Raw genomic sequence first — 12,771 nt, 5'->3', positions numbered from 1 at the left:
AAAAGCCCAGCAGAAGCTTGTGCCCGACCTTGAGGTCGGCGCAGCGTTCGATAATCCAGCGCATGGTGGTACTTCCTCGAACAGTTGCACATCAAAAAAAAGCCCGTCACGAGGACGGGCTGAACGTGCCGTAACACTAGGAGTCACTTGTGCAGCGATGTTGCGTGGTGCTTACAGAATCGACAGCGGGTAGTTGATGATCAGACGGTTCTCGTGCAGATCCTGGCCTACGTCGCGGCGCACATCGGAGTTACGCCAGCGAATGCTCAGGTTCTTCAGCGAGCCTTCCTGGATGGTGTAGGCCAGCTCCGATTCACGCCCCCACTCCTCGGCGTCGGTACGACCGCCGGCATGGATATTGGAGCCGCTGACGTAGCGGTTCATCAGGGTCAGGCCCGGAATGCCCATACCGGCGAAGTTGTAGTCGTGACGAACCTGCCAGGAACGCTCTTCCGGGTTGTCGTAGCTGTTGGTGAAGCCGTCGTTGACCAGGGTGCCGCCGCTGGCGCCGTCGATCCGCATGAACTTGGTGTCGCCGCTCAGACGCTGGTAGGCCACCATGAAGGTGTTGTTGCCGCGCTTGGCGCTGAATGCGCCCTGGTACACCTTGTTGTCGAGGTTGCCGGCCTTGGCCGAGCCTTCTTCCTTGCCGGTGACGTAGCCGAGGTTGGCGCCCAGCACCCAGTCGCCGACCGGCTGGCTATGGGTCAGTTGCGCGTAGCTCTGCTGGTAGACGTTCTCCAGGCGGGCATGCCAGACGCCGACCATGGTGTTGTTGCCGTTGAAGCGGTACTCACCGCCGCCGAAGTTGAAGTCGTCGCTGTTGTGCGTGGCGCCGTTGACGGTGAACGACATGTCTTCGCGACTGGCATCATTACGCTGGCTGTTCTTCCAGAACTGACCGCCGTACAGGGTCAGGCCGTCGATTTCGCTGGAGGTGAGCTGCGCACCTTGGAAGGTTTGCGGCAGGGAGCGGCCGTCGTCGGCACGCAGGATCGGCAGCACGGCCATCCACTCGCCGACTTTCAGCTCGGTCTTGGAGATCTTGGCCTTGGCCGCCACGGCAGTGCGACCGAAGTCATCAGCGGCCTGGCCGTCGTCATGGATCGGCATCAGCTGGGTGTTGGCGGCGCCACGGTTGCCGTCGAGCTTGATGCTGTACAGGCCGAGCACATCGAGACCGAAGCCTACGGTGCCCTGGGTGTAGCCGGAGCGGGCATCGAGGATGAAGCTCTGCGTCCAGCCTTCGGCCTGGCCCTGGCGCTCGCCGTTGACGATCGGGTCGGTGCCGTTGAGGTAGTTACGGTTGAAGTAGTAATTGCGCAGGCCGAGGGTGACCTTGGCGTCTTCGACGAAGCCGGCGGCCTGAACGCCGACCGAGAGGCTGGAGGCCATGACGGCAACGGCGATTGCGCTGGGCGCGAGGTACAGAGCTTTTTTCATTGTTATCGCTTCCTTTTGCAAGGTTAAGAACCCCTCCGCAACGGCGAAAACGCCTCTACATCGGGGGTGTTGGCAGTTATTCGGGGTCAGTGGCGTCTGTCTGAATGCAATGCGCGTCCTCTGTCAGGTCAGCCAGCGCACCAGGCACAGGGTGATCGATGGGAAGAGCACGAGGATGACCACGCGCACGATGTCCGAAATCAGGAACGGCACGATGCCTCTGAAGGCGTCCCGCATTGGAATGTCGCGTGCCATGCCGGCGATCACGTACACGTTCATGCCCAGCGGCGGGGTGACCATGCCGATCTCCACCACCATCAGAGCCAGGATGCCGAACCAGATGGCTTTCTCCGTCTGGTCCAGGCCATAGAAGTCCAACCCCATGATCACCGGGAAGAAGATCGGGATGGTCAGCAGGATCATCGACATGGTGTCCATCACGCAGCCGAGGATCAGGTACAGGATGAGAATCCCGGCCAGCACCAGAAACGGCGGCAGACCTGCTCCGCTGATGGCTTCGGCGATGAAGTTGGGCAGCTGCGAGATGGCCAGGAAGGCATTCATCACATCGGCGCCGAGCAGGATCATGAAGATCATCGCGGTGGTCACGCCGGTGCCCAGCAACACTTCCTTGAGTTCGGCAAGGCGCATCTTGCCCAGGGTGAAGGCGAAGAAACCCGTGCCCACGGTACCGATGGCCGCTGCCTCGGTCGGGGTGAACCAACCGCCGTAGATGCCACCGAGCACGACCAGGAAAATCAGCAGCACCGGCCAGACGCCCTGTTGCGCCTGCAGCCGCTGTTTCCAGCTCGAGCGTTCCTGAGCAGGCCCCGAGTCGGGGAACAGGCGCACGTAGATGGCCACGGCGATCATGTAGCCGATGACGGCAAGGATGCCCGGCACGAAGGCGGCCATGAACAGCGTGGAGATGTTCTGCTGGGCGAGGATGGCGTAGATCACCAGCACCACCGAGGGCGGGATGAGAATGCCCAGGGTGCCGCCCGCTGCCAGGCAACCCACGGCCAGCGAGTTGGAGTACTTGTAGCGACGCAGCTCCGGCAGGGCCACCTGGCCCATGGTCGCCGCGGTCGCCACCGATGATCCGCAGACCGCGCCGAAGGCGGCGCACGAGCCGATGGCGGAGATAGCCAGGCCGCCGCGCCAGTGTCCGACCATGGTGGCCGCGGCCCGGAACAGGCCCGTAGCCAGGCCGCCGCGCGAGGCGAACTGGCCCATCAGCAGAAACAGCGGGATCACCGACAGGTCGTACACGGTGTAACGGGCGTAGGCCACCGTCTTCAGGTAATTGAGCAGCGGGTCCCAGCCGCTGATCGAGACGTAACCGGCGATACCGGTGAGCAGCATGGCGATGGCAATCGGAATACGGATGGCCAGCAGAACCAGGAGAAAGGCGAGAAACAGCCCGCCCAGTGCGACGCTGCTCATTGCTGGCCCCCTTCGCCACGCTGGTCGAGCCAGGCGGTGTACAGGGAAACGATGGCCAGCAGAGCGAAGGACGGGGCGAAGGGGGTCATCGACCACCACATCGGAATACCCATGATGATCGACTCTTCACCGTTACGGTAGGTGTCCAGGGTGCCGATCACCGAACGCCAGGCCAGCAGTGCCGCGCAGGCGGCCATCAACAGGCAGCCGAGGGTGTCGAGATGGCGGCGCAGTGCTGCCGGCGCACGCAGGGTGAAGGCATCGACGATGACATTGTTGCGACGCAGCTGGCACAGCGGCAGGAAACTCACCACGGCGATGCCGCAGCCCATCTGCACCAGCTCGACGTCACCGAGAAGTGGTGCATCGAACAGGCTGCGCATGGTGATGCTGTAGGCCGACAGCAGGGTAATGGCGACCAGTACCAGGCCACCGGCCATCGCCAGCCAGCATGCCAGTGTGTCAAGCAGCTGGCCGAATGGGCGCGTGCGCTGGGGCTGCCCAGGCAAGGCAGGGTTTTCGATCATGAGCGGACTCCGCAAGGCCGGCACCCGAGATGCCGGCCAGGACAACGAGGGTTGGCGATCAGTTCGACAGCTTGGCGTTGTAGCTTTCGATCAGGTCACGCACTTCTTGCAGCAGCGCGGCGCCGTTTTCGTTGCCCTTGCTCTCGACTTCCTTGATCCAGTCGTTGTCCAGCTTGCGGCCGATGGCCATCCACTTGGCCTGCTCGTCGGCGGGCAGCACGTAGATCTCGTTGCCACGCGATTCGGCCAGTTTGTGTCCGGTCTCGATCACGTTGGTGTCCCAGATATGCCCGGCCTGGCGTGACAGTTCGCGGCCGCTGTTGTCGTCGATGATCTTGCGCAGGTCATCGGGCAGGCTGGCGTACTTGGCAGGGTTCATCGCCAGCACCAGGGCGGTGTGCATCAACGCCGGCTGGCCCGGGGCCATTTCGGTGTGGTACTTGACCAGCTCCTGCAGTTTCAGAGCCGGGACCACGTCCCAGGGCAGCACGGCGCCATCGACCACGCCCTTGGACAGCGCTTCCGGCACCTGCGGCACCGGCATGGCCACCGGGGTGGCGCCAAGCATGGAGATCAGCTTGGTAGACACGCGGTTGGCCGAGCGCAGTTTCAGACCGCGGAAGTCGGCCAGGCTGCGCACCGGTTTTTTCGCCGTGTGCAGCAGCGCACCGTCGGTCAGGTGAGTGGCGAGCAGATGAACGTCGGCGAACTCCTTCTGCCCATGGGCTTCGAGGAAATCCCACATGGCCTGGCTGCTGGCTTCGGAGGAGCGGCTCATGAAAGGCATCTCGAATGCCGATGCCAGAGGGAAGCGGCCGCTGGTGTAGCCAGGCAGGGTCCAGACGATGTCGGCGACGCCATCACGCGCCTGGTCGATCAGTTGCGGCGGGGTGCCGCCCAGCTGCATGGACGGGTAGAGCTGAAACTGGATGCGGCCATTGGATTCGGCGGTGATTTTCTCTGCCCAGGGCTTGAGAAAGTCGGCCTGGGTCACCGAGTGGGCGGGCAGGAAGTGGTGAACCTTGAGGGTGACCTCGGCCTCGTCGGCGTTGGCCCAGGTCATGACGCTGGTGGCAAGCAGCGTCAGCAAAGCCTTGGAAAGCTTGTGCATCGCAAATGTCCTTTCTTATTCATTGTTAGTAGGCGACTCAGGTACAGCCAAATTCGGCTGCAATACTGCCGCCGCTAGGATTCGCTGTTCGCATGGTGCGAGTTAGCGAGGGGCTATTCAATTCGATTAACGACTTAGTGTGCGATAAACGAACGAATTGCATGGGCCCGGCGCGCTGATGAACGTGCCGGGCGAATAGCGCTCATTACTCCTGTTCTATGGGTTCGTAGGGCAGGCCGACATAGTTTTCGGCGATGGTTCTGCGGCCAGCTTCGGAGCTGACGAAGTAGTCCAGCTCGGTCTCCTGCATGCGGCGGCTGAAGGCGTCGGTGTCAGGGAAGCGATGCAGCATCGAGGTCATCCACCAGGAGAAGCGCTCGGCCTTCCAGATACGCCGCAGGCAGATCGCCGAGTAGCGTTCGAGCAGATCGCTTCGGCCTTCGCGATAAACCTTGAGCAGGATGCGGTACAGCGTGCTGACGTCGCTGGCGGCCAGGTTCAAGCCCTTGGCGCCGGTTGGTGGCACGATGTGCGCGGCATCGCCGAGCAGAAACAGGCGGCCATACTGCATTGGTTCGACAACGAAGCTGCGCAGTGGCGCGATGCTCTTTTCGATCGAGGGGCCAGTGATCAGCTGGCTGGCAACCGGCTCCGGCAGGCGCCGCTTGAGCTCGTCCCAGAAGCGTTCGTCGGGCCAGTCTTCGACCTTTTCTTCGGCGGCGACCTGCACGTAATAGCGGGTGCGTGTCGGTGAGCGCATGCTGCACAGGGCGAAGCCGCGCTCATGATTGGCGTAGATCAGCTCTTCATGCACCGGTGGCGTGTCGGCGAGGATGCCCAGCCAGCCGAACGGGTACACCCGCTCGAATTCCTTAAGCACACCAGCCGGTATGGATTGCCGGGATACGCCATGGAAGCCGTCGCAGCCTGCGATGTAGTCGCACTCCAGACGCTGCGCGCGGCCTTCGTGCTCGAAGGTCAGATAAGGGCGTTCGCCCTTGAGTTCGTGCAGCCGGACCTGGCTGGTGTTGTACAGGGTGACGGCGCCGCTGGCCTGGCGGGCCTCCATCAGATCGCGGGTGACTTCGGTCTGGCCGTAGACCATCACGCCTTGGCCGCTGGTCAGGCTTTTGAGATCGATGCGTTCGCAGCGGCCATCGAAGGCCAGCTGGAAACCGTCGTGCGGCAGGCCTTCGCGCTCCATGCGGGCGGCCACGCCGGCCTCGCGCAACAGATCGACCATGCCCTGCTCGAGCACGCCGGCGCGGATGCGGCCGAGTACATAGTCCGGGCTCTGGCGCTCGACAATGACGTTGTCGATGCCGGCATTGTGCAGCAGTTGGCCAAGTAACAGCCCGGAAGGGCCGGCGCCGATGATGGCGACTTGTGTCTTCATTATTGTTCTCCTGTCGACGGAGCCTGAGCGCCGTGCCTGTATTTTTTGTGGATAGGGCAGGGCTTTGAAGGCACTATCGGTATCGTTTCTTGGACTTTTCATGGTTTTGGAGGGCGGCGTGCTGAAATCCCCCGAGGTGGCGGTACCGGTCTTTAAACTCTATGGCGAGACCGCTGCCTGGCCGACGCCGGATCTCATCCATTGCGAGTCGATCCCCGAGCGCAGCCGCTTGCATGGCTGGGAAATCCGCCCGCACCGGCATGGCGATCTGGTGCAGCTGCTGTACGTACAGGCTGGCCGCGCCGAGCTCGAGGTGGAGGGCCATGTGCACTGCGTGGAGCGACCGTCGCTGCAGCTGATTCCGGCGATGAGCGTGCACGGCTTTCGCTTCTCCCAGGACATCCGCGGCTATGTGCTGAGCATGGCGCTGCCGCTGGTGGAGCAGCTCAGCGGCACCCTGGACAGTCAGGTGACGCGAATGCCGATCTGCTATGCGCTGGGCGATGAGGTGCGTCACCTGGATGCGCTGTTCGAGTCGATCTCTCAGGAGTACGGCCGCCAGGCGCCGGGGCGCGACCTGATGCTGCAGTCGCTGATCAGCGTCTTGCTGGTGTCGGTCAATCGTCGCTGGCTGGCCGTGTCGAGCGCTCGCGAATCGACCCAGGATCGCGGGCGCGAGCACATCGCGGCGTTCGCACGGTTGCTGGAAATGCACTTTCGCGAGCACTGGACCATCGAGCGCTATGCCGAGGCGATCGGCATCAGCGCGGCGCATCTCAATGCCTTGTGTCGGCGTCTGGCCGGGCAGTCGGCGCTGCGTATGATCAACCAGCGGCTGGTGCTGGAGGCCAAGCGCTGTCTGGTCTACACGGTGATGACGGTAAATCAGGTGTCGGACAGCCTGGGGTTTTCCGAGCCGGCCTATTTCTCGCGGTTCTTCAAGCGCGAGGTGGGCGTGTCGCCCAAGGTATTCCGCATTCAGCGCTGAGCACGGGCCAGGCGTGGAGCAAAATGCAAAAAGCCGCTGCCACGATTACCGTGGCAGCGGCTTTTGCCACGAGCCTTTCGGCTCAGGCACGGATCACGGCTTGGGAATGCCGACCGAGTCCGGGGCGACCTCGATGGCCTTGGCCTTGTACATCGACCAGGTGGTGACCGACTGCCAGCGCTTGAGGAACTCCTCGGCTTCGGCGCCGTTGAGGTTCAGGCTCTGCGCGCCGAAGTTCTTCAGAAAGCCCTGGAACTCAGGGTTGGCCACGGCCTTGGCATAGGCATCGACCAGCTTCTGCTTGACGTCATCCGGGGTGTCCTTGCGTACGAAGGCGCCCCAGAACGGACCCCAGGGCAGGTACTCGGCAATCGCCGGCAGCGACTTGGTGATCGGCTCCACGCCCGGCAGCTCCGGGGTTTCCTCGGTGGCGAACACGGCCAGGGCCTTGAGCTTGCCGCTGCGTACCAGCTCGCGCGCGGCGGCCAGGCTCAGTGGCATGAAGTCGATGTGCTTGCCCATCAGTGCGGTGATGCCGGGGCCGTCGCCGCCGAAGGTCACTTCACGCACTTTCAGTTCGTCCACCGCGTTGATCATCGCGCTGACGGTGCTCGGCAGGCCGCCGGCGCCGGTGGAACCCATGCGCAGGGTGTCCGGGTTGGCCTTGGCGGCAGCCAGCAGCTCGGCCATGTTGTTGAACGGCGCATCGGCGTTGGCGGCGATCACCACGACGTTCTGGCCGATGATGCTGACCGGGTAGAAGTCGGCATAGTCGAAGTCGGCCAGTTTCAGCACCTTGTACAGCTGCGGGTTTTCCGCACCAAGCAGGACGGTGTAGCCGTCGGGGCGCTGGGTCTTGACGAAGGTGCTGCCGATCACTGCGGTGCCGCCCGGGCGGTTGTTGAGGATGAACTTGCCGCCCAGCTCCTTCTCCACGTACGGGGTCAGGCTGCGCATGACGTTGTCGGTGGCGCCGCCCGCGCCCCAGGGAATGACCGCCTGGATGCTGCGCTCGGGGTATTCGGCGTGGGCTGGCAGAGCCATGGTGAGGGCGCTGAGTCCGAGAGCGGCGCCAGTCAGTAGCGATTTGAACATGTGGAGACTCTCCATCGGTTGTTGTTGTGAGCCCCTGTAGGCCGGGGCACGCCTGGTGAAACCGGTATCAGCCGCGGGCCGAAGCCGGGCTGAACTTGCTCTTGATCTTCTTCAATAGCGGGGTGTTGCCCAGCAGGATCAGCACCACCGCGGCGGTGAGGATCAGCGACAGCGGACTGCTGATCAGGCCCTGCAGCAGCTCCACCGGATTGTCGCCGGCCGAGGACATGGCCTGGCGGTACGAGGTGTCCATCAGCGGGCCGAGGATGGCGCCGAGGATGATCGGGCCCATCTGGAAACCGAAGATCTTCAACAGGTAGCCGAGTATTCCGAAGCCGAGCATCCAGTACACCTCGGTCATGCTGCTGTTGATCGAGTAGGTACCGACCACGCACAGCACCAGGATCAGCGGAATCAGCACGGCCTTGGGCATCTCCACGAACTTGGCGAAGAGCTTGATGCCCATCAGGCCGAAGATCATCAGGAACACATTGGCCAGCAGCAGGTTGCCGACGGTGAAGTAGAAGATGTGCGGGTTTTCCACCATCAGCATCGGGCCGGGATTCAGGCCGTGCACCACCAGGGCACCGATGATCACCGCGGTGACCGCGTCCCCGGGCATGCCCAGGGTCAGCATCGGCACGTAGGCGCCACCGACCGCTGCGCTGTTGGCGGTTTCCGGCGCCACCAGGCCCTCGTAGGCGCCCTTGCCGAACGGCTTGGTCGGGTTCTTCACGGTGCGCTTGGCATGGTCGTAGGCCATCAGCGCGGCGATGTCGCCGCCTACACCCGGCAGCACGCCGACGATGACGCCAATGACCGAAGTGCGGATCGACAGCGGCAGGAACTTCAGCACCATGGCGAAGGAGGGCAGGATCTTGTCCACCTTCTGGCGGATCACCGGGTTGTCGAGGTTGTGCAGTTGATAGAAGGCCTCGGCGACGCCGAACAGGCCGATCATCAGCACCACGTAATGGATGCCTCCCATCAGCTCGACCTGGCCCAGGGTGAAGCGGCCTTCGGCAGTGACCGGGTCCATGCCCACCAGGCCAATGACCGCGCCGAGGGCGGCGGCGAAGATGCCCTTGGCCAGCGAGCCTTCGGCCAGGCTGCCGACCAGCAACAGGCCGATGGCGGCGACCAGGAAGTAGTCGCGTGGGGCGAAGCGCAGGGCCAGGTCGCCGATCAGCGGTGCGGCGCTGGCCAGCATCAGGGTGCCGACGATACCGCCGACCACCGACATCACGGTGCTCAGGCCGATCGCGCGCCCGGCTTCGCCCTGTTGCGCCAGCGGGTAGCCGTCGAAGGCCGTCGCCACCGAGGAAGGTGCGCCGGGGATGTTCAGCAGGATGGCGCTGCGCGAGCCACCGTAGACGCCGCCGATGAAGATGCCGACGATCAGCGCCAGCGCGTCGTTGACGTCCCAGGCGAAGGTGAAGGACACCAGGATGGAGACTGCCATGGTCACCGACAGGCCCGGGATGGCGCCGATGTAGATGCCGGCGAAGGTGCCCAGAGCAGTCAGCATCAGCAGCTGCGGGTCACTCCAGGCCATCAGCAGGTAGGAAAGGGTATCGCTCATCTCGGGTGCCTCGTTATGGCAGGTAAACGCTGAAGGCCAGGCTGAACAGCAGGTAGATCAGCACCAGCAACATCGCCGCGATCAGAATTGCATTGAGGACGCGGCCACTGCGCAGGTAAACGATCGAAAGCACCAGGAAAAGGAAGGTGCTGACGTAGAAACTGACCCACTGGATCGCCGCCAGGTACACCACTGCCAGCAGACCGAAGACCAGCGTGCGGCGGGGGAAATGGGTGACGCGAAACTGCCGGAACGCATCCAGCCAGCCACTGCAATCGGGCTTGGCCTTGCCGATCAGCTCGCCGGCGATCTTGAGCGCGGAGAGGATCATCACCAGCGCGACGCCGAGAGGAAATGCCCCTGGCGAATTGACCGAGGAAAAACCGGAAATCTGATAGGCCAGGTAGAAGATCGCCAGGCTGAAAACCAGCAGCAGGACACAGAATGTGCGCTCGCCTACCAGCATCTTTTCTGTCTTGTTCATGCAATCGCTCCGACAGTGGGGAGGTAAGGGCCGAGTCAGGCTTTGCGCGCAGGCGGCAGCTTGGCAATCAGCGTGCTGATCGGGCGCAGCCAGGAAACCCTGGGCATGTCATGACAGGCGGGAATGAGGATGGGCATGGCCAGAGTGGACAGCGATGACCAGTCGTCGAGCGACGAGCTGGGCGCCGGGCGAGGAGCGATCCGGGCGGTCGGGGCACGCAGGTGCAAAGGCTGTGACATGACAATTGACCTTCTTATATTTATTGGCTGCTGAAACTTTCGAAGCGTGATGCACAGGCAGAAGATCACTTCGTTTTCAGGCGTGGTTGGAATAGTGGGCCGACCATACCGGCCATTTCAATTCGCCAAACGGGGTTTTGTTCGATAACCGAACAAGAACGAACCGGTTAGTACATTATGCGTTGCGCTGGCAGTATCGCGCGTCAGCGGCTCAGCATCCAGAGGTACGCGCCCGTCTGGCTCGCATCGGCGGGCGCTTGTCTCTTAGAATCGGCGCAAATTTTCCAGGATCCTCCCATGGCCGGCAGTCAGATCGAACGTGCGCTCAGCCTTCTCGAAAGTCTCACTCGCGACGCCCGTGGCGTGCCGATGCAGGCGCTGGCCGATGAGTTGGGCATTCCCAAGAGTGCTACGCATCGCATGCTCGCCGAGCTGAGCCGCCTGGGCTATGTGCGCCAGGATGCGCTGACCAGTCGCTATCGGCTGACGACCAAGCTGGTGGCGCTGGGCTTTCGCTACCTGGCGGGCAGCGGCGCCGATGTGCTGCAGCCGATCCTCGACGGTCTGGCGCAGAGCAGCGGCGAGCTGGTGCGTCTGGGCGTGATCGAGGGCGAGCGCCAGACCTGGATCGCCAAGAGCCAGGGCGCACGCTCCGGCCTGCGCTACGACCCCGACATGGGCCGTGACGCGCCGCTGTTCTACACCGCCTCGGGGCATGCCTGGCTGGCCAGCATGAGCGATGCCGAGGCCCTGGGGCTGGTCGCCCGGCAGGGTATCGCCGATCCTGCCGAACTCGGTCCCAACGCGCCGCGCAGCGAGCAGGAGCTGTTGCAGCGTCTGGATTTGGCGCGTCAGCAAGGATACGCCTGGGTCATGGAAAGCTCGTCGCTGGGCACCGCAGCCCTGGCCGCCGTGGTCCGCCACCCTGTCGAAGGGCGGGTAATCGGTGTGCTGAGCATTGCCGGGCCCAGCGCCCGTTTGCCGTTGATGCGCATCGAGCAGCTGGCGCCCGAACTGCTGGCCGCTGCCGCCGAGCTGTCCGCCGCCAGCCCCGCCTCCGAGTTGTTTGCCTGAGCAGTTAGCAAGCGACACGCCGACCCCATCGTAGGAGCGGCTTCAGCCGCGAAAATCCTGAGCCACGCACTGATCAGCACAAAAAACGTGGGAGGGCTTTAGCCGCGACAAAGGCTCGCGGCTAAAGCCCCTCCCACGTGTTGTTAATCACGATTTGACGCTGCGGCGGGGCCTCGCGCAATGAACTCACTACACCGGCTCCTGGGTGCTGTCGCACGCCTCGCATTTTCGTCTTGCGTAATTTTTGGAACTAAGTTCTAAATATTAAAAAGCGCCTACTGCATCCGGCGCACCCACGCGAGCACGACAACAAGAGGATCACCGCGTGACCGTTCCCCTACGTATTGCCCTGATCGGTGCCGGCATCATGGGTCGTCAGCACTATCAGCACCTGCAGAACCTGGCCGAAGCGCAATTGTGCGCCATCGCCGACCCTGGCCCGCAGGCCGAGGCGTTTGCCAACGAGTGCGGCGTGGCGTATTTCGCCGACCACCGGCAGATGCTGGAGCAGGTTCGGCCCGAGGCCGTAATCGTTGCCAACCCCAACGCCCTGCATGTCGGCACCGCACTCGACTGCATCGCGGCCGGTGTCCCGGTGCTGCTGGAAAAGCCGGTCGGCGTGCATCTGGACGAGGTGCGCGAGCTGGTCGCTGCCAGCGAGCGCAGCGGCGTGCCGGTGCTGGTCGGCCATCATCGCCGGCACAATCCGCTGATCGCCCGCGCCCGCCAGTTGATCGAGCAAGGCACGCTGGGCCATCTGACCACAGTGACCGCGCTGTGGCAGGTACAGAAGCCCGACAGCTATTACGACATTCCATGGCGCCGCGAGGCCGGTGCCGGGATGCTGCTGACCAATCTGATCCACGATCTCGATCTGCTGCGTCACCTGTGCGGCGAGGTGCGCCAGGTGCAGGCCATCACCAGCAACGGCGTGCGCGGCTTCGCCAACGAGGACAGCGCGGCGGTGCTGCTGCAGTTCGAAGGCGGTGCGCTGGGCAGCCTGACCGGTTCTGATGCCGCCGCCGCACCCTGGAGCTGGGAGCTGACATCGGGCGAGAACCCGGTCTACCCGCGCCAGGCCGACCAGCCCTGCTACCTGCTCGCCGGCACGCGCGGGGCCCTGAGCATTCCGCAGCTCAAATGCTGGCACTACGCCGAGGCCGGCGCCGGCTGGCATCAGCCGCTGCAGCAGGTGCAGGAGCGCTTCGACGTCGACGAAGCCTTGCGCCGCCAGCTCCTGCATTTCATCGAAGTCGCCCGCGGCCAGGCGCAGCCGCTGGTCAGCGCTGCCGATGCCGGTCGTACCCTGGCGCTGGTCGAGGCCATTCGCCAGGCGGCGGAAACGGGCCGCGCCTGCATTCCCGAAACCATCTGAGCAGAGAGTCA

At 63.6% G+C, this 12,771-nt stretch carries 12 protein-coding genes; 3 read left to right on the top strand and 9 right to left on the bottom strand.

What is annotated here, in order from left to right:
* Positions 1-171: 171 nt before the first annotated feature.
* The 5 genes from B3P22_RS15600 to pobA all read right to left on the bottom strand — a co-directional run bounded on the left by B3P22_RS15600 (position 172) and on the right by pobA (position 5,923).
* Positions 172-1,395: an OprD family porin gene (locus tag B3P22_RS15600; RefSeq protein ID WP_419096440.1), complete on the bottom strand. Its 1,224-nt coding sequence runs from the start codon at positions 1,393-1,395 to the stop codon at positions 172-174.
* Between the two features lie 171 nt (positions 1,396-1,566).
* Positions 1,567-2,889 (bottom strand): TRAP transporter large permease, encoded by a 1,323-nt coding sequence (locus B3P22_RS15595; RefSeq protein ID WP_296271609.1) that lies wholly within the window; start codon positions 2,887-2,889, stop codon positions 1,567-1,569.
* Positions 2,886-3,416 carry a TRAP transporter small permease gene (locus B3P22_RS15590; protein WP_197855543.1) on the bottom strand — a complete coding sequence of 177 codons (531 nt, stop codon included), beginning with the start codon at positions 3,414-3,416 and terminating at the stop codon, positions 2,886-2,888. The genes B3P22_RS15595 and B3P22_RS15590 overlap by 4 nt, the downstream gene beginning before the upstream one ends.
* Positions 3,417-3,474: 58 nt before the next feature.
* Positions 3,475-4,527 carry a TRAP transporter substrate-binding protein gene (locus B3P22_RS15585; RefSeq protein WP_296271608.1) on the bottom strand — a complete coding sequence of 351 codons (1,053 nt, stop codon included), beginning with the start codon at positions 4,525-4,527 and terminating at the stop codon, positions 3,475-3,477.
* A 205-nt stretch (positions 4,528-4,732) separates the two neighbouring features.
* Positions 4,733-5,923: a 4-hydroxybenzoate 3-monooxygenase gene (gene pobA / locus B3P22_RS15580; protein WP_296271607.1), complete on the bottom strand. Its 1,191-nt coding sequence runs from the start codon at positions 5,921-5,923 to the stop codon at positions 4,733-4,735.
* Between the two features lie 121 nt (positions 5,924-6,044).
* Between pobA and B3P22_RS15575 the strand changes: the two genes are divergently transcribed.
* Complete coding sequence (locus tag B3P22_RS15575; protein ID WP_419096439.1) at positions 6,045-6,911, top strand: helix-turn-helix domain-containing protein; 867 nt, start codon at positions 6,045-6,047, stop codon at positions 6,909-6,911.
* Positions 6,912-7,004: 93 nt separating this feature from the next.
* Here B3P22_RS15575 and B3P22_RS15570 read toward each other — a convergent pair whose 3' ends face one another.
* The 4 genes from B3P22_RS15570 to B3P22_RS15555 form a co-directional block, all read right to left on the bottom strand.
* A complete protein-coding gene (locus tag B3P22_RS15570) occupies positions 7,005-8,006 on the bottom strand; it encodes a tripartite tricarboxylate transporter substrate binding protein (protein ID WP_197855539.1) in 1,002 nt (333 codons plus the stop codon).
* A gap of 67 nt (positions 8,007-8,073) precedes the next feature.
* On the bottom strand, positions 8,074-9,588 hold the full coding sequence (locus B3P22_RS15565) for a tripartite tricarboxylate transporter permease (protein ID WP_275547562.1): 1,515 nt from the start codon (positions 9,586-9,588) through the stop codon (positions 8,074-8,076).
* 13 nt (positions 9,589-9,601) lie between these two features.
* Positions 9,602-10,072, bottom strand: a complete 471-nt coding sequence (locus tag B3P22_RS15560; RefSeq protein ID WP_296271606.1) for a tripartite tricarboxylate transporter TctB family protein — start codon at positions 10,070-10,072, stop codon at positions 9,602-9,604.
* Between the two features lie 35 nt (positions 10,073-10,107).
* Positions 10,108-10,311, bottom strand: a complete 204-nt coding sequence (locus B3P22_RS15555; RefSeq protein WP_296271605.1) for a hypothetical protein — start codon at positions 10,309-10,311, stop codon at positions 10,108-10,110.
* 297 nt (positions 10,312-10,608) lie between these two features.
* Here B3P22_RS15555 and B3P22_RS15550 point away from each other — a divergent pair, with 297 nt between their 5' ends.
* Positions 10,609-11,385: an IclR family transcriptional regulator gene (locus B3P22_RS15550; protein WP_296271604.1), complete on the top strand. Its 777-nt coding sequence runs from the start codon at positions 10,609-10,611 to the stop codon at positions 11,383-11,385.
* Positions 11,386-11,710: 325 nt separating this feature from the next.
* Positions 11,711-12,760 (top strand): Gfo/Idh/MocA family protein, encoded by a 1,050-nt coding sequence (locus B3P22_RS15545; protein ID WP_296271603.1) that lies wholly within the window; start codon positions 11,711-11,713, stop codon positions 12,758-12,760.
* Positions 12,761-12,771 lie beyond the last annotated feature (11 nt).

It is taken from the genome of Pseudomonas sp. UBA6323 (assembly GCF_002439135.1).
Lineage (GTDB): Bacteria > Pseudomonadota > Gammaproteobacteria > Pseudomonadales > Pseudomonadaceae > Aquipseudomonas.
This window is presented reverse-complemented; position numbering and strand designations above follow the sequence as displayed.

What these genes read in the sequence shown, in the direction of transcription:
- B3P22_RS15600 (WP_419096440.1), bottom strand. Translation starts at nt 1,395, where the DNA reads ATGGCCTCCAGCCTCTCGGTCGGCGTTCAGGCCGCCGGCTTCGTCGAA.
- B3P22_RS15595 (WP_296271609.1), bottom strand. Translation starts at nt 2,889, where the DNA reads ATGAGCAGCGTCGCACTGGGCGGGCTGTTTCTCGCCTTTCTCCTGGTT.
- B3P22_RS15590 (WP_197855543.1), bottom strand. Translation starts at nt 3,416, where the DNA reads ATGATCGAAAACCCTGCCTTGCCTGGGCAGCCCCAGCGCACGCGCCCA.
- B3P22_RS15585 (WP_296271608.1), bottom strand. Translation starts at nt 4,527, where the DNA reads ATGCACAAGCTTTCCAAGGCTTTGCTGACGCTGCTTGCCACCAGCGTC.
- pobA (WP_296271607.1), bottom strand. Translation starts at nt 5,923, where the DNA reads ATGAAGACACAAGTCGCCATCATCGGCGCCGGCCCTTCCGGGCTGTTA.
- B3P22_RS15570 (WP_197855539.1), bottom strand. Translation starts at nt 8,006, where the DNA reads ATGTTCAAATCGCTACTGACTGGCGCCGCTCTCGGACTCAGCGCCCTC.
- B3P22_RS15565 (WP_275547562.1), bottom strand. Translation starts at nt 9,588, where the DNA reads ATGAGCGATACCCTTTCCTACCTGCTGATGGCCTGGAGTGACCCGCAG.
- B3P22_RS15560 (WP_296271606.1), bottom strand. Translation starts at nt 10,072, where the DNA reads ATGAACAAGACAGAAAAGATGCTGGTAGGCGAGCGCACATTCTGTGTC.
- B3P22_RS15555 (WP_296271605.1), bottom strand. Translation starts at nt 10,311, where the DNA reads ATGTCACAGCCTTTGCACCTGCGTGCCCCGACCGCCCGGATCGCTCCT.
- B3P22_RS15550 (WP_296271604.1), top strand. Translation starts at nt 10,609, where the DNA reads ATGGCCGGCAGTCAGATCGAACGTGCGCTCAGCCTTCTCGAAAGTCTC.